The organism is Amycolatopsis sp. NPDC088138 (assembly GCF_044741685.1).
GTDB lineage: Bacteria > Actinomycetota > Actinomycetes > Mycobacteriales > Pseudonocardiaceae > Amycolatopsis.
Window position 1 is genome coordinate 962,242 of sequence record NZ_JBIUTB010000004.1, and the last position, 15,459, is coordinate 977,700.

Annotated in this window: 13 protein-coding genes and 1 pseudogene; 6 read left to right on the top strand and 8 right to left on the bottom strand. The window is 71.2% G+C overall.

All coding sequences use genetic code 11. The annotated features are described in order from the left end of the window. Positions 1–3: 3 nt before the first annotated feature. Both ACIOD2_RS25200 and ACIOD2_RS25205 read right to left on the bottom strand, forming a co-directional pair. On the bottom strand, positions 4–1,197 hold the full coding sequence (locus ACIOD2_RS25200; RefSeq protein ID WP_400542508.1) for a DUF2786 domain-containing protein: 1,194 nt from the start codon (positions 1,195–1,197) through the stop codon (positions 4–6). A gap of 100 nt (positions 1,198–1,297) precedes the next feature. Beyond that, entirely contained in the window at positions 1,298–2,635 is a 1,338-nt protein-coding gene (locus tag ACIOD2_RS25205; RefSeq protein WP_400542511.1) for a PucR family transcriptional regulator, read from the bottom strand. Between the two features lie 123 nt (positions 2,636–2,758). Between ACIOD2_RS25205 and ACIOD2_RS25210 the strand changes: the two genes are divergently transcribed. Genes ACIOD2_RS25210 through pucD form a run of 4 tightly spaced genes read left to right on the top strand, consistent with a single transcriptional unit; the run spans position 2,759 to position 7,678 of the window. After that, positions 2,759–3,631, top strand: coding sequence for an FAD binding domain-containing protein (locus tag ACIOD2_RS25210; RefSeq protein ID WP_400542514.1), 873 nt, complete (start codon positions 2,759–2,761; stop codon positions 3,629–3,631). Continuing rightward, on the top strand, positions 3,622–4,089 hold the full coding sequence (locus tag ACIOD2_RS25215; RefSeq protein WP_400542517.1) for a (2Fe-2S)-binding protein: 468 nt from the start codon (positions 3,622–3,624) through the stop codon (positions 4,087–4,089). Before ACIOD2_RS25210 ends, ACIOD2_RS25215 begins: the two co-directional genes overlap by 10 nt. Continuing rightward, entirely contained in the window at positions 4,086–5,426 is a 1,341-nt protein-coding gene (locus ACIOD2_RS25220; RefSeq protein ID WP_400542520.1) for an 8-oxoguanine deaminase, read from the top strand. Before ACIOD2_RS25215 ends, ACIOD2_RS25220 begins: the two co-directional genes overlap by 4 nt. Next, positions 5,423–7,678 (top strand): xanthine dehydrogenase subunit D, encoded by a 2,256-nt coding sequence (gene pucD, locus ACIOD2_RS25225; protein WP_400542523.1) that lies wholly within the window; start codon positions 5,423–5,425, stop codon positions 7,676–7,678. The genes ACIOD2_RS25220 and pucD overlap by 4 nt, the downstream gene beginning before the upstream one ends. Here the strand turns inward: pucD and ACIOD2_RS25230 are convergent. From ACIOD2_RS25230 to ACIOD2_RS25255, 6 genes and pseudogenes are all read right to left on the bottom strand, one after another. Continuing rightward, positions 7,671–9,251 (bottom strand): glycoside hydrolase family 27 protein, encoded by a 1,581-nt coding sequence (locus ACIOD2_RS25230; RefSeq protein WP_400542526.1) that lies wholly within the window; start codon positions 9,249–9,251, stop codon positions 7,671–7,673. The genes pucD and ACIOD2_RS25230 overlap by 8 nt on opposite strands. 114 nt (positions 9,252–9,365) lie before the next feature. Continuing rightward, positions 9,366–9,920: a TetR/AcrR family transcriptional regulator gene (locus ACIOD2_RS25235; RefSeq protein ID WP_400543250.1), complete on the bottom strand. Its 555-nt coding sequence runs from the start codon at positions 9,918–9,920 to the stop codon at positions 9,366–9,368. Between the two features lie 204 nt (positions 9,921–10,124). Continuing rightward, positions 10,125–11,006 (bottom strand): factor-independent urate hydroxylase, encoded by an 882-nt coding sequence (pucL, locus tag ACIOD2_RS25240; protein ID WP_400542529.1) that lies wholly within the window; start codon positions 11,004–11,006, stop codon positions 10,125–10,127. Between the two features lie 3 nt (positions 11,007–11,009). Next, positions 11,010–11,327: a hydroxyisourate hydrolase gene (gene uraH / locus ACIOD2_RS25245; RefSeq protein WP_400542532.1), complete on the bottom strand. Its 318-nt coding sequence runs from the start codon at positions 11,325–11,327 to the stop codon at positions 11,010–11,012. Beyond that, positions 11,324–11,803, bottom strand: coding sequence for a 2-oxo-4-hydroxy-4-carboxy-5-ureidoimidazoline decarboxylase (gene uraD / locus ACIOD2_RS25250; protein WP_400542535.1), 480 nt, complete (start codon positions 11,801–11,803; stop codon positions 11,324–11,326). The genes uraH and uraD overlap by 4 nt, the downstream gene beginning before the upstream one ends. Before the next feature lie 79 nt (positions 11,804–11,882). Further along, positions 11,883–12,119, bottom strand: a pseudogene (locus tag ACIOD2_RS25255) (helix-turn-helix domain-containing protein); the annotation flags it as partial. A 795-nt stretch (positions 12,120–12,914) separates the two neighbouring features. Here ACIOD2_RS25255 and allB point away from each other — a divergent pair. Both allB and alc read left to right on the top strand, forming a co-directional pair. Further along, the gene (gene allB / locus ACIOD2_RS25260) at positions 12,915–14,243 is read left to right on the top strand and encodes an allantoinase AllB (protein ID WP_400542538.1); all 1,329 of its coding nucleotides are present in this window, start codon (positions 12,915–12,917) and stop codon (positions 14,241–14,243) included. A gap of 1 nt (position 14,244) precedes the next feature. Beyond that, positions 14,245–15,258 (top strand): allantoicase, encoded by a 1,014-nt coding sequence (alc, locus tag ACIOD2_RS25265; protein ID WP_400542541.1) that lies wholly within the window; start codon positions 14,245–14,247, stop codon positions 15,256–15,258. Positions 15,259–15,459 lie beyond the last annotated feature (201 nt).

Sequence of the window (15,459 nt, forward strand, 5' to 3'; positions counted from 1 at the left end):
AGCTCACGAGCCGGGAAGCCGGGCGCGGTCGGCGGCCGAGCGTCCGGCGTCCCAGCCGTCGAGGTCGCGCACCGTCACGGACTTGCCGACCACGTCGGGGAAGAGCTGCGTGAACGCCGCTTGCACCTTCAGCTCGTGGGACGCCAGCACCGGCAGCAGCCGGTCCGCGTCGGGGGCGTCCGCGAGGGTGGTCTCCGCGGCCTTTTCGAGGCGCTCGCCGATCCGGGTGGCGTAGGAGACGAGGAACGACTGCCGGAACGCCCGAGACCGCCCGGCCGGGTCGGCGATCATCACCCGGGTCGCCTGGACCAGCAGGGACGTCGTCAGCAGCGCGACGGCGTCCAGGTCGTTCTCGTCGCCGACGACGGTGACGAAGCCCCAGCGCGCGTCGAAGACGGCGCGGCAGCGGTTCGCCGTCGCCACCACGTGGACCAGGAGCGACTTCGCGTCGAGGTACGGCGTGTCCAGCCAGAGCCGCCGAGACGCCGGCACGTCGGGCGCCGTGCTCTCGACCAGGACGCGGTCGAGGGCGTAGCGGGTCATCAGCTCCTGCGCCTTCGCGGAGAGGGCTTCGGCCTCCTCCGGGAACGAACTCGACTCGGCCTTGGCCAACAGCGCGCGGACCCGGCCCAGCTGCTTCTCGTCGACGGCGTGGTGAACCGTCGGCCGGTAAGGCGTCCCCGGCACGGGCAGAACGGGATTCAGCGCCGGCATCGACACCAGAAGCCCGAGGGCTTCCACGAAGGTCGTCAGGGCCTCGGCGGCGGTCAGGATGTGCTTCGCCGCCCACTGCGTCGCATGGGGTTCGGAAGTCGACCACCACTGGACGGCGCCCGTCTCGTCGAGCTGCTCCCGCCAGGCGGGGTGCACGGTCTCGGGAGAGAACTGCCCGGCGTAACCGGCGAGCGTGTCCAGCACGTACGAGACGGCGAACTCGTCGACCCGGCGCCGCGCCGCCTGGTGGACGTCCTCGGGCAGCCAGCCGTTCCGGCACACCCGGGTGATCACCTGGCGACCGGCCAGATCCACGCCCCTCGCCAAGGATTCCGGCAGCTCCAGGCCGGTCGCGAGCCGTTTCACCGTGGCGGCCTTGGTGCCGTTGTAGGCCGCCGCGAGCAGGGCGTTGGCGAACTCCTCGGCCGTCCGCGGCGCCGTTACGTCCTCGACGGGGACCGCCCGGCGCTTCTGCTTGCCCATGGTCCCGAGTGTCCCGGTAGCCGTTCAGCGCGGCTTCGGCAGGGCGTCCCGGGCCGCGTGGCTCAACGTCCGCGGGGCCCCGGCGAACCGCTCCCGGTGCTCATCCCGGTGGGTCTCCCGCGCGCAACGCCAGGTAGACGTCGAGCTGGTCGGTGAACTCGGTGAGGTCCGCGCCGAGCAGCTCGCCGGCCCGGCCGATGCGGTAGCGCAGCGTGTTGACGTGGACGTGCAAGGCCTTCGCCGCCCGCGTCGGCGATCCCGAGCACTCGAGAAACACCCGGACGGTGTGCACGAGGTCGGTGTGCTGCTCGGCGTCGTAGTCCAGCAGTGGTCCGAGGACCCGCCGTCGCAGCGCGGCCCGCACCCCGGCGGGAGCGCCGGCGAGCAGCAGCGTGTGTGCGTCCACCTCGTTCGCCGGCACCACGGTGACGCAGCCAGTGCGCCGGGCCGCCACTTCCAGTGTGTACCGCGCGGCTTCTCGCGCTTCGTCTCGCGGAGCGGGATCGCTGACGCCGCAAAGGATCCGCTTCGCCCGCAGCAAAGGCTCCACAGTGGACAGCTCTGTCGCGGCCTCGGCGGGCCACCGCCCGGTCGCCGCGTACGAGGTCTCCCCGGCGGACTCGAGCAGGAGCGCGCCGGGCAGCAGCTCGCGCAGGACGTCCCGGCTCTCGTCGCTGCCCTCGGTCCGCAGCGCGACCACGTGCACTTCGCCGGGCAGCTCGCCTTCGGGCTGCACCGCCCGCGCCCGCGTGACGCCGACGAGTCCCGCGAGCTCCTCAGCGAGCTCGGCCTGTGCGGTGCTCAGCGTCCCGCCGACGGCGATCAGCCACGGCACCGCGTGCCCGCCCTCCACCGGCAGCAGCGTCAGCGGTCCCGGCTCCTTGCCCGCGTACCGCCGGACGACCTCCTCGACGGGCATCGGCAGCGGCGTCGCCCCGGCGACCACCCGGCCCAGCCCCGACAGCACCCAGCACGGCAGCCCCAGTTCCGTCGATGCCCGCTCCAGCAGCGTCTCCACGGGCGCGTCCGCGGCCGCCTGCAAACGTTTGCGCGAGCTGTCGGACGCGGCGGCCAGCGCCAGCACGACCTGCTCGGTGACCACCGAGAACGACAGGTCGATCGGCACTTCCAGCAGCGGGATCCGGTGCCGTTCGCAGGCGTCGACGACGTCGTCCGGGATGCCGTCCGAGTCGGCCCCGGACGCCGCCAGCGCCGCCGCGCCGGAGCGGGCCAGCGCGGCCACGAACGGCTCGGCGTCCCCCGGCCGGCGCCACCAGAGCAGGCCCGAAAGCACCAGCTCACCGGCCGACAGATACCGTCCGGGGTCGGACAGCTCCGTGACGTAGATGCGCGTCACCGGCCGGTCGAGCAGGTCGGCCCCGGCCCGCGGGCGCAGCCGCAGCCCCGGCAGGCCCAGCAGAGTTTTCACGGTCGTCATCAGGCTTGTAGGAAAGCACAAACGCCCGGGGGTTCGCTCGGGTGCGTTTCATGTCCCGTGCCGTTGCCGCCCGCTGGCCGTTAGGCGTCTACTGGTCTATTCGCCCTTCCCGAAGGAGCAAGCGTGGAGTTCCTGCGTCCCTCGACGCTGGCCGAGGCCCTGGCTCTGAAAGCCGAGCGTCCCGACGCCGTGCCCATCGCCGGCGGCACCGACGTCATGGTCGAGCTGAACTTCGACCACCGCCGCCCGGACGCCCTGCTGGACCTGACCCGGATCGGCGAGCTGGCGGACTGGTCCACTGTGGACCACGCGGGCGGCACGGTCCGGCTCGGCGCCGGCGTCCCGTACTCGCGGGTCATCGCTGAAGTGGGTGAACTCGTCCCCGCCCTGGCCATGGCCTCGCGCACGGTCGGCTCGCCGCAGATCCGCAACCGCGGCACGGTCGGCGGCAACCTCGGCGCGGCCTCGCCCGCCGGGGACACCCACCCGGTGCTGCTGGCCCTCGGCGCGCGTGTCGAGGTGGCCTCCGTGCGGGGGACCCGCATCCTCCCGGCGGAGGAGTTCTACGTCGGCGTGAAACGCCACGCGCTGGCGGCCGACGAGCTGATCACCGCCGTCCACCTGCCCGCGCACGCCGGGCCGCAGCAGTTCGCCAAGGTCGGCACGCGCAACGCGATGGTCATCGCGGTCTGCTCCTTCGCGCTGGCCCTGCGCGACGGCGAGGTCGGCGCCGCGATCGGCTCGGCCGCGCCCACGCCACGCCGCGCTCGTGCAGCCGAGGCGTTCCTCGCCGCCGAGCTTCCGTGGGGCTCGTCGGACGCGTTGCCCGACTCCCTGAAGCGCCGCTTCGGCGAGCTGGTGGCCGAAGCGACGTCACCGATCGACGACGTCCGCGGCAGCGCCGCCTACCGCAAACACGCGCTGTCGGTGCTGGCGCGGCGTACGTTGACGTGGGCCTGGGACGAGCACCGGACGGGGGAGCGGGTTTGCGCCTGAATGTCACGATCAACGGCGAGAAACGGCAGGCCGACGACGTCTGGGAGGGGGAGAGCCTGCTCTACGTGCTGCGCGAGCGGCTCGGCCTGCCGGGTTCGAAGAACGCCTGTGAGCAGGGCGAATGCGGATCCTGCACGGTCTACCTCGACAGCGTCCCGGTCTGCGCCTGCCTGGTCGCCGCGGGGCAGGCCGAGGGGCGCGTGGTGCGCACGGTCGAAGGGCTGGCCGACGGCGACGTCCTCGACCCGGTCCAGCAGTCCTTTGTGGACCAGGGCGCGGTCCAGTGCGGGTTCTGCACGCCGGGCCTGGTCGTCGCCGCGCACGACCTGCTGAACCGCGTCCCCGACCCGTCCGACGAAGAGATCCGCGAAGCGCTGGCGGGGAACCTCTGCCGCTGCACCGGCTACGAGAAGATCCTCGACGCCGTGCGCGCCGTGGCGAAAGGCGGGGTCGCGTGAGGACACTCATCACCGGCGGGGCGGTCGCCACGGTCAGCGGCGAGGAGTACGCCAACGGGTACGTCGTGGTCGAGAACGACCGGATCGCCGAGGTGGGCGAGGGCGTCTACACCGGCGAGTTCGACGAGCGCGTCGACGCGTCGGGCTGCCTGGTCACGCCCGGCCTGATCAACACCCACCACCACCTCTACCAGTGGGCCACCCGCGGGATGGCCGCCGACCACACGCTCTTCGAGTGGCTGGTCGCGCTCTACCCGGTCTGGGGCCGGCTCGACGCGGAGATCACGCACGCCGCCGCCACCGCCGGGATGGCGCGGCTGGCGCTGACCGGCTGCACCACCGTCGCGGACCACCACTACGTCTTCCCGCGCGACGGCGGTGACCAGGTGGCGGCGCTGGCCTCGGCCCGGCAGCGGATCGGCGTCCGGCTGCACGTCGTGCGCGGCTCGATGGACCGCGGCGAGTCCGACGGCGGGCTCCCGCCGGACAACCTCGTCGAGACGACCGAGGACGCGCTGGCCGGCACCGAAGCGGCGATCGGCCGCTTCCACGACGACTCGGCTGAGGCGCACCTGCAGATCGCCGTCGGCCCGTGCTCGCCGTTCTCGGTCACCGAACGGCTGATGTCCGGCGCGGCCGAGCTGGCCCGCGACAAGGGCGTCCGGCTCCACACGCACCTCGCGGAGACCCTCGACGAGGAGCAGCAGTGCCTCGCCGAGGTCGGCTGCACGCCCGCCGAGTACGCCGACAAGCTCGGCTGGCTCGCCGACGACGTCTGGCTCGCGCACACCATCCACCTCGCGCCCGACGCGATCCGCCGCTTCGGCGCGACCGGCACCGGCTCGGCGCACTGCCCGACGTCCAACGGCCGCATCGGCGCCGGCATCGCCCCGGTCCGCGACCTGCTCGACGCGGGGGTCGCGGTCGGCCTCGGCGCCGACGGGGCCGCGTCCAACGAGTCCGGCGGGCTCGGCGAAGAGCTGCACCAGGCGTTGCTGCAGGCCCGCCAGCGCGGCGGACCGCGCGGGCTGACCACGCGCGAGGCGTTGTGGATGGGCACGATGGGCGGCGCCCGCTGCCTGGGCCGGGCGGACGACCTCGGCTCGATCGAGCCCGGGAAGCTCGCCGACCTGGCGGTCTGGGACCTCACCGGCCTGAACTACGCGGGCATCACCGACCCGGTGGCGGCGCTCGTCCTGGGCACGACACCACCGGTGCGGCGGCTGTTCGTCGGCGGCAAGGCCGTCGTCGAGGACGCTGTTCTGCGCGAGGCGGACGAGGCCGACATCGCGTCCGAGCTGGCGGCCGCGAGCGCCCGGTTGCGGGAGGACAGATGACGACTTCCGTCAGCACCCAGACGGTCAACGGCGTCGGCACCTCGCCGCGGCGTCCCGACGGCACGGTGAAGGTGCGCGGCGAGTTCGCGTACTCCTCGGACCTGTGGCACGAGGACATGGTGTGGGGCGTGACCCTGCGCAGCCCGCACCCGTACGCGCGGATCACCGGCATCGACATCACCGAGGCCCTTAAGGTGCCCGGGGTCTACGCGGTGCTGACGCACGAGGACGTTCCCGGCGTCAACCACTACGGGCTGGAGCACAGCGACCAGCCGGTGCTCGCGGTCGACGTCGTGCGGTACCAGGGCGAGCCGGTCGCGCTGGTCGCCGCCGATCATCCGGAGACCGCGCGCCGCGCGATGAAGCGGATCGTCGTTTCCTACGAAGAGCTCTCTCCCGTGACGGACTCCGAAGCGGCTGTCGCGGGCGAAGGTCCGTCGCTGCACGACGGCGGCAACGTCGTGCGGCACGTCAAGATCCGCCGCGGGCCGCAGGACGTCACGGCCGACGTCGTCGTGTCCGGCGTCTACGAGGTCGGCATGCAGGACCAGGCGTTCCTCGGGCCGGAGTCCGGGCTGGCCGTGCCGGACACCGAAGGCGGCGTCGACCTGTACGTCGCGACGCAGTGGCTGCACGTCGACCAGCAGCAGATCGTCGCCGCGCTGGGCCTGCCGGTGGAGAAGGTGCGGCTGACGCTCGGCGGGGTCGGGGGAGCGTTCGGCGGGCGTGAGGACCTGTCGATGCAGGTCCACGCGTGCCTGCTGGCCCTGCACACCGGCAAGCCGGTGAAGATGGTCTACAACCGCGAAGAGTCCTTCTACGGCCACGTCCACCGCCATCCGGCGAAGATGTACTACGAGCACGGCGCCACCCACGACGGCCGGCTCGTGTACGTCCGGACGCGGTTGTTCCTCGACGGCGGCGCGTACGCGTCCTCGACCGGTGCGGTGGTCGCGAACGCCGCCACCCTCGGCGTCGGGCCGTACACAGTGGACAGTGTGGCGGTCGACTGCTGGGGCACGTACACGAACAACCCGCCGTGCGGCGCGATGCGCGGCTTCGGCGCGGTGCAGGCGGCGTTCGGCTACGAGTCGCAGATGGACAAGCTCGCGTCGGCCTGTGGCCTCGACCCGGTCGAGATCCGCGTCCGCAACGCGATGAGCGAAGGCGCGCTGATGCCGACCGGCCAGGCCGTCGACTCGGCCGCCCCGGTCGCCGAGCTGCTGGACCTGGTGCGCGCCAAGCCGATGCCGCCGGACCGGCCGTTCGACCTGCGGCACATGCCCGGCGGGGTGTCGAACACGACGCACGGTGAAGGGGTCGTCCGCGGGGTCGGCTACGCCGTCGGGATCAAGAACGTCTGCTTCTCCGAAGGCTTCGACGACTACTCGACGGCCCGCGTGCGGCTGCAGCTGGTCGGCGGCGAGCCCGCGGCGACCGTGCACACCGCGGCCTGCGAGGTCGGGCAGGGCCTGGTGACGATCATGCAGCAGATCGCCCGGACCGAGCTGGGCGTCGAGCAGGTGACGGTGCTGCCGATGGACACCTCGATCGGCAACGGCGGCTCGACGTCGGCGTCCCGGCAGACCTACGTCACCGGCGGCGCGGTGCAGGCCGCCTGCGCGGCGGTGCGGGCGCGGCTGCTGACCCGGTTCGGCCGGAAGGCGCGCATCGTCGGCGGCAAGCTCGTCGCGGCCGACGGCCAGGTGCTCGCCGACCTGGGCGACGTCCTCGCCGACGACGTCTACGACGAGACGGTGGAGTGGCGGCACCGGCCCACCACCGCGCTGGATCCGGAAACCGGGCAGGGCACGGCCCACGTGCAGTACGCGTTCGCCGCGCACCGGGCCGTCGTGGACGTCGACGTCGAGCTGGGCCTGGTCAAGGTGGTCGCGCTGGACTGCGCCCAGGACGTCGGCAAGGCGCTGAACCCGCAGGCCGTGCTCGGCCAGATCCAGGGCGGTTCGGCGCAGGGGCTCGGGCTCGCGGTGATGGAGGAGATCCAGACCTCCGGCGGGAAGATCCGGAACCCCTCCTTCACCGACTACCTGATCCCGACGGTCCTGGACATGCCGCCGATGAGCATCGACGTCCTGGAACGCCCGGACCCGCACGCGCCGTACGGCCTGCGCGGGGTGGGGGAGCCGCCGACGATCTCGTCGACCCCGGCGATCGTGGCGGCGATCCGGGCCGCGACCGGGCTCGCGCTCACGCGCGTCCCGGTGCGGCCCGAACACCTGACCGCTACTTGAGCTGCCAGTTCTGGTTGGCGTCGTCGTTGCAGTTCCACAGTTCGAGCTGAGCGCCGTTGACGTTGCCGGCGGGCTTGTCGCCGCCGGTGACGTCGGCGCACAGGCCGGACTGCGTGCCGGTGATGGAGCCGTCGGCGTTGAGCTTGAACTGCTGGTTCGTGCCGCCGTGGCAGGTCCAGACGATCAGCTTGGTCCCGGCCGCGGTCGCGCCGCCGTCGGCGTCGAGGCAGAGGCCGTTGGCCTTGAGCTCACCCGCACTGGTGAACGTCCAGGACTGGTTCGAGCCGCCGTCGCAGTCCCAGATGTCGACCTTGGTGCCGGGTGTCGTGACGTTGCCGTTGATGTCGGCGCACCGTGACGACGACGCGCCCTGCAAGGGGTGGGCCGTGCCGGTGGTGGAGCCGCTCGCGTTGGCCTTCACGCGGTAGATCACCGTGCTGTGCGACGGCACGTTGGCGCTGATCGTGCCGGTGCTCGTGGTCAGCTCCTTCGACCAGAGGTTGGTCAGCCGGTAGTTCGACGCGCTGGGCAGCCCGGCCGCGGCGGCCGTCGTCGAGACGGTCTTCGTGGTGGTGTTCTCGTTGAACAGCACGACGGCGACGTCCCCGCCCTGGAGGGGCTTCCGCAGGACGTCCAGCCCGCCGCTCGACGAGATCCGCGTGGCCTGCTTGCCGAGCGTGTCCTGGTCCACGGCGATGACGTCCGAGTTGAGGTAGGTCGAGAAGGTGGCGACGCTGGCGCTGCGCAGGTCGGCGCCGGCGATCAGCGGCGCGGCCATCGCCGCCCAGAGCGTGAAGTGCGCGCGGTCCTCCTGGAAGTCCATGCCGTCGCCGACCTCGAGCATGTCCGGGTCGTTCCAGGCGCCGGGCTTCGCGGCGGACGCGAGGCCGACGTTCTGGCGGTAGATCGAGTCGATGCTGCCCCAGTTGTTGGTGATGTCCCCGGTGGTGCGCCACAGGTTGCCGACGTCCGCCGCCCAGGTCGAAGGGGAGAAGTTGCCCCATTCGCAGATGCTGTAGGCGATCGGGCGGCCGGTGGCCTTGAGCGCGTCGCGCATCGCGGAGTAACGGCGGACGTAGTCCTGCTGGGTCTCGCCGCTCGGGCTGCCGCAGTTGTCGTACTTGAGGTAGTCGACGCCCCAGCTCGCGTAGCTGTTCGCGTCGGCCTGCTCGTGGCCGAGGCTGCCGGGGTAGTGCTGGCAGGTCTCGGTGCCGGCGCTCTCGTAGATCCCGAACTTCATCCCGCGCGCGTGGATGTAGTCACCGAGGGCCTTGAGGCCGCTGGGGAACTTCGCCGGGTCGGCGACGAGGTTGCCCGCGCTGTCGCGGCTCCTGGTCATCCAGCAGTCGTCGAGGTTGACGTAGGTGTAGCCGCGGTCGCGCATCCCGGAGCTGACCATCAGGTCGGTGGTCTGCTTGACGAGCGTCTCGCTGATGGTGCACTCGAAGGTGTTCCAGGTGTTCCACCCCATCGGCGGGGTTCTCGCGAGCCCGTTTTCCAGGGCGTTCGCGGGCTGGCTGGTGATCCCGATGACGGCTACGGCGGCGGCGAGGACGGCGAGAATTCGGCGCATGGCGGCTCCAACCGAACGACGGTGTTGAGGCAGGAGGACTAGACCACTCCGTAGCTTCGATGTCCGATGCTGGGCGGTCAAGCGCCATGTTGAGTATTCTTGTTGGATTCCCGACTAAAGTTGCTCGCTCTGGAGCCGCCTCGCGACGTCCACGCTGGTCGCCCCTGCGACGGCCATGGCCTCGGTGTCCCGCAGTGCCCGGCAGAGCACAAAGGCGCCTTCGAGGCTGTTGACGACGGAGATGGTGAGCGTCCGGGCGGCTTCTTGGCTGAGCCCGAACTTCGCGAACTTCTCGGTCCCGGCCTCGATCCACGCGGTGAAGACGTCGGCGGTCGCCTGCCTGAGCGGTTCGTTGGTGCTGGCGACCTCGAGAGCGACGGTCGCGATCGGGCAGCCTTCGACGTAGTCGGTGGCCTCGAGCGTCGCGATCCCGGCGGCGAAGAACGCCTCGATCCCGCTGATCAGGTCGGGCGCGGGGGCGATGAACAGGTCGAACAGCTGGATGTAGGCCAGCCCGGACTCCCGGACGACCTCGGTCCCGAGCTGCTCCTTCCCGCCGGGGAAGAAGTGGTAGAGCGACCCGAACGGCGCGTTCGCCTCACTGACGATCTGCTTCAGCCCGGTGCCGCTGTACCCGTTGCGCCGGAACAACTCGGCGCCAGCGGCCATGATGCGTTCCTTGGTCCCTGCCACGCATCCGAGGATACGCCGTTCGATAGAGCGTTCTATCAACAACGGCTTGTCCACACCCCGCCCGTGATGTGGACAAGCCGCCCCCGAACCCGCCTTTTCCGGCTTTCCGTCAGAGGCCCCCGATACGCTGGAAGCGGGGCCGGTCCCCCGGAGAGGGCGGGGGCTGCTTTTTGGCCTTCGTCAGTGGATGTCCCAGGCCGGGCCGGGGTCCTCGGCGTCGTCGCGCAGGATCGTGCCCTCGATCAGGCCGTACGGGCGGTCGGCGGCGTAGAACACCTCGTTGTCGTTCTTCAGCCCGAACGGGCTCAGGTCCACCAGGAAGTGGTGCTTGTTTGGCAGCGACAGCCGCACCTCGGCGACCTCGGACCGCTGTTCGAGCACCGACTGGCCCATCGCGTACAGCGTCTGCTGCAGGGACAGGCTGTGCTTCGTCGCGAACGTCTCCAGCAGCAGGCGCCGGATCTCGGCGTGGCTCTCCGCCCAGTCGATGCCGTCACCCTGGTAGCGCCACCGTGCGGTGACGGCCGTGGCCAGGATCCGGTCGTCGGTCTCGGCGAGGGTCGTGTACTCCTCGCGCGGGAAGCCGTGGAACTCCGAACCGGTCGACTTGAGCAGCGTCAGGCCGTCGATGCCGGACACGACCCACGCGCGGTCGCCCTGGACCGTGACGGCGGTGGTGCGCCGCTCGTCGCCGGAGCGGCTGAAGGCGTGGTCGTGCGGCGCACCGCCGACGGCGATGCGGTCCCAGCCGTGCTCGTCGATCTTGATCCGGGCGCCGGTGATGTTGGCCTGCGAGCCGGTGAAGTGCCGGGCCAGGCGCAGGCCGAAGTCCTCGATCTCGCCGACCGGCGCCTCCTTTGCGAAGGCGTACACGGTGTTCTTCTGCGTGTCGGTCGCGAGCACGCCGGCGTTGTCGCCGGTCAGGTGCGTCGCGGCCAGCTCGCCGCGCAGCGACGTCGACACGGTGAGGTCCTTCAGGTGGTGGACGGGGCCGTCGCGGCGCACCGTCACCAGGCGGACCTCCGCCTTGCCGTACTGGTTGGGGCCCAGGGTGATGGCCACGGTTCAGCTCCCTCGGTAAGTCGAATAGGCGAACGGGCTGAGCAGGAGCGGCACGTGGTGGTGCACGGTGCCGTCGGAGATCCGGAAGGTGAGGGCCACCTCCGGGAAGAAACCGTCCGGGCCGAGGTAGGCGCCGGTGTCGAAGACGAGCCGGTAGACGCCGGGCTCCAGGGTGTCGGGGCCGAGGTCGCGGATGCGGCCGTCGTCGTCGGTGCGCCCGTCGGCGATCGGCTTGCCCTCGGCGGTTTCGAACCGGACGGCGATCCCCGCTGCTGGGCGCCCTTGCGCCGTGTCGAGCACGTGCGTCGTCACCAGGCTCACGCCGTCACCGCCTTGGCCAGCCGCAGCGCGGCGATCTTGAGCAGTTCCTGCCCGGCGACGCCGAGTTCGGTCGCCGGATCGTTGTCGAGCCGTTCGCGGAGGATCTTCAGCAGCTCGTCACCGCTGCGCCCGCTGGCGCAGACGAGGTAGACGTGTCCGAACTTGGCTTCGTACTGCGCGTTCGCGGCGGCGAACTCGTCGGCGTTGTCCACACCGGACTGTTCGCTGCGGGACCAGTCGGCCTCGGTCCCTTGCTGCTTCGGCTTTTCGCCGATCCGAGGGTGGGCGGCCATGGCCTGGCGGATCTCGTCACTGCTCAACGGCAGGTCCGCGGCGGCTCGCAGAGCGTCGAGGTTTTCGTAGGGCCGGTGGTCGAGAATCGCGTCCGCCCAACGGGGGACGGCGAGACAGGCCGTCAGCGCCGGACGTACGTCGCCGGCGTCGGCGGTGTTGAAGTCGGTGAGGGTGAGCGGCACGGGGAACTCCTCGTGTGTGGCGTCCCGCTGACCGTACGTTGGCGCCGGAGTTCCGTCAACATTTTGTTGAAAGCCCTGGTCAGTCGGCTTCGCGGTTGAGATAGTTGTAGACGGTGAACCGCGTGACACCCAGCGCGTCGGCCACCGAGGAGACCGATTTCCGCAGGCCGAAGGCGCCACGTTCGCGCAGCAGCCGCACCGCGCGCTGCTTTCCCGGCCGGTCGAGTTCACCCAGTTCGGCCCCGAGTTCACGTTCGACATCGGCGATCAGCCGGGCGAGCGCATCGTTCAGCTCAACGGCTGGAGCGCTGTCGGCGCGGGCCGCTTCGCCTGCCTGGCCGCCCTGCGTGCGCGGTTCGCCTGCCGGGCTACCGGTCGTGTGCGGTTCGCCCGCCGGAGCGCTGTCGGTGCTCGCCGCTTCGCCTGCTTGGCCGCCCTGCGTGCGCGGTTCGCCCGCCGGGCTGCTGGACGTGTGCGGTTCGCCTGCCGGGCTACCGGTCGTGTGCGGTTCGCCCGCCGGAGCGCTGTCGGTGCTCGCCGCTTCGCCTGCTTGGCCGCTCCGCGTGCGCGGTTCGCCCGCCGGACTACTGGACGTGTGCGGTTCGTCTGCCGGACCGCTGGTCGTGTGCGGTTCGCCTGCATGGGCGCCTGCCGGATCGCGCTGTTCAGCGGCGGAAACCTTCGTTCCAGTCAGCCTGCCGGGCGGATCTTCCGACTCGGCCGCCGTGCCCGCGTCGACCACGGCGCCCACCAAGCGCACCTGCAGCGTGACCTGGGTGGCGCCACCGTCGAGCGCCGCCTGCGTGATCGCGGGCAAGGCCTCGAGAAGCGCCTTCGCGTCACCGCGGGCGAGGGTGCCGAGCGGCCCGAAGTCGGTGTCCAGCCCCGCTTCCGCGGCGGCGTCGCGCGCGGCGAGCGCGTGCTCGGGCGGCGAACCTTCGCCGTGGAACGGTTCGCTGGTGAACTCCGCTTCAAGCCGCACGAGGATGACCGTAACGCGCGGCGTCCGTCGTTGACGAGCGGCGCAGGCCGTGGTTAGTGTCGTTGTGCGAAACCGTCGTTCCGTACTGTGAAATCGGCGGTGACAAATCTCCCGGCGAAGGGTTCTCGGATGGATCTTGTGGTGCGCGCGGCCCGGGCCGTCACGGCCGAGGGCGAGGTTCCGGTGACCCTCGGCGTCGACGGCGGCCGGATCGTCGCGGTCGAACCCGGTGCCGCTCAGCTGTCCGGCGATCGTGTCGTCGAACTCGGCGACGACGTCGTGCTGCTGCCCGGATTGGTCGACACGCACGTCCACGTCAACGATCCCGGCCGCGCCGAGTGGGAGGGCTTCGAGACGGCGACCCGCGCGGCCGCGGCGGGCGGCGTGACGACGATCGTGGACATGCCGCTCAACAGCCTGCCGCCGACGGTCGACGTCTCAGCCCTGGAGGTCAAGCGGAAGGCGGCGACCGGCCGGGTGCACGTCGACGTCGGTTTCTGGGGCGGCGCGATCCCCGGCAACGTCTCGGATCTGCGCGGCTTGCACGAGGCCGGCGTCTTCGGGTTCAAGTGCTTCCTGCTGCACTCCGGCGTCGACGAGTTCCTGCCGCTCGATCCGGCCGGGCTGGACGAAGCGTTGCGAGAGCTGAGTTCCCTGGACGCGCTGATGATCGTCCACGCCGAGGACGCGCACGAGATCGACGGGGCACCCGAGCCGCACGGCGGTCGCTATGTCGACTTTCTGCACTCGCGACCGCGGGCGGCGGAGAACCTGGCCGTGACGCACGTGATCGAGGCGGCCCGCCGGAACTCGGCGCGGGCGCACATCCTGCACCTGTCGTCCGCGGAAGCGCTGCCGCTGGTGGCGGAGGCCCGCCGCGACGGCGTCGCGCTGACCGCCGAGACCTGCCCGCACTACCTGAGTTTTGTCGCTGAGGAGATCCGCGACGGCGCGACGCAGTTCAAGTGCTGCCCGCCGATCCGGGAAGCGGCCAATCGCGAACTGCTGTGGCAGGGGCTCGCAGACGGCGTCATCGACTGCGTCGTCAGCGACCATTCGCCGTGCACGCCGGAGCTGAAACGCTTCGACAGCGGCGACTTCGGTCAGGCCTGGGGCGGGATTTCGAGCCTGCAGCTGGGACTTCCGGCGATCTGGACGCAGGCGCGGCAGCGCGGGTTCGCGCTCACCGACGTCGTCCGCTGGATGGCCGAGCACCCGGCCGCGCAGGCGGGAATGCGCCGCAAGGGGCATCTCGCGGTGGGCTACGACGCCGACTTCTGCGTGTTCGCGCCGGACGAGGCGTTCGTGGTCGACGTCGCGAAACTGAAGCACCGCAACCCGGTGAGCGCCTACGACCGCCGTCCGCTGGCCGGCGTCGTCCGCTCGACCTGGCTGCGAGGCACCGAAATCACTGGCGACGCGCCGTTTGGCGAGTTGCTCACCCGGGGGAACTGCTGAAATGGAGGCTGTGTTGTCTGACCGTCCTGAGTGGACAGAGCTGCCCGACCTCGCCTCACGCCGCTTCGGCGGGACCGTGATGTGGGCGACCGACGAGCTGTTCGCCGAGAAGGAGAACCTGGTCAACCCGTGGACGCCGGCGCACCGCGCCGAGACGTTCGGCCCGAAGGGCCAGGTCTACGACGGCTGGGAGACCCGCCGCCACCGCGAACCGGGCGACGACCAGGCGATCCTGCGCCTCGGCCTGGCGGGCACGGTCACCGGCGTCATCGTCGACACGGCGTTCTTCAAGGGCAACTACCCGCCGTTCGTCTCGGTCGAGGCGGCTTCGGTGCCGGGCTACCCGAGCGCGGCGGAGCTGGCGTCGGCGGACTGGGACGTCCTGGTGGACCGCGCGCCCGCGGCGGGCCACACGGAAAACTTCTACACCGTCAATGGTTCCCGCAGGTACACGCACGTACGCCTGACCCAGCACCCGGACGGCGGCGTCGCCCGCCTGCGCGTCCACGGCGCCCCGATCCCGGACCCGGACCTGCTTGATCTCGACGCCCTGGACCTGGCGGCCCTGGAGAACGGTGCCCTGGTGACGGGCTGCAGCAACATGTTCTATTCCTCGCCGAACAACATGCTCTCGCCCGGCTTGGCGGCCCACCAGGCCGAGGGCTGGGAGACGGCCCGCCGCCGCGACGACGGCAACGACTGGGTGACGTTCCGCCTGGCCGGCGCCGGAACGGTCCGTTTTGTCGAGCTGGACACGAGCAACCTGAAGGGCAACGCCCCGGGCTGGGCCTCGATCAGCGGCCGCGACACGTACGGAGAGTGGGTGGAGCTGCTGCCGAAGACGCGCCTGCAGCCGGACACCCGCCACCGCTTCGCCCTGCCGGACGGCCCGGAGGTGACGGAAGCCCGCCTGGACATCTACCCGGACGGCGGTCTCGCCAGGCTGCGCCTGTTCGGCCGCCTGACGGAAGCCGGGCGAGCGAACGTGAAGGCCCGGTTCGCCAAGACCCGCTGAGACTGCCGTGCCGCACCGGAGTTGGCGCGGTGGGCGGCAAGCCGCGCAGATCGGCTCTGTGTCACGTAGTCGGGTTGGCGAGTCGCGTGGTCCACTTCCGTGAGTCGTGAGTCGTGAGTCGTGAGTCGTGAGTCGTGAGTCGTGAGTCGTGAGTCGTGAGTCGTGAGTCGTGAGTCGTGAGTCGTGAGTCGTGAGTCGTGT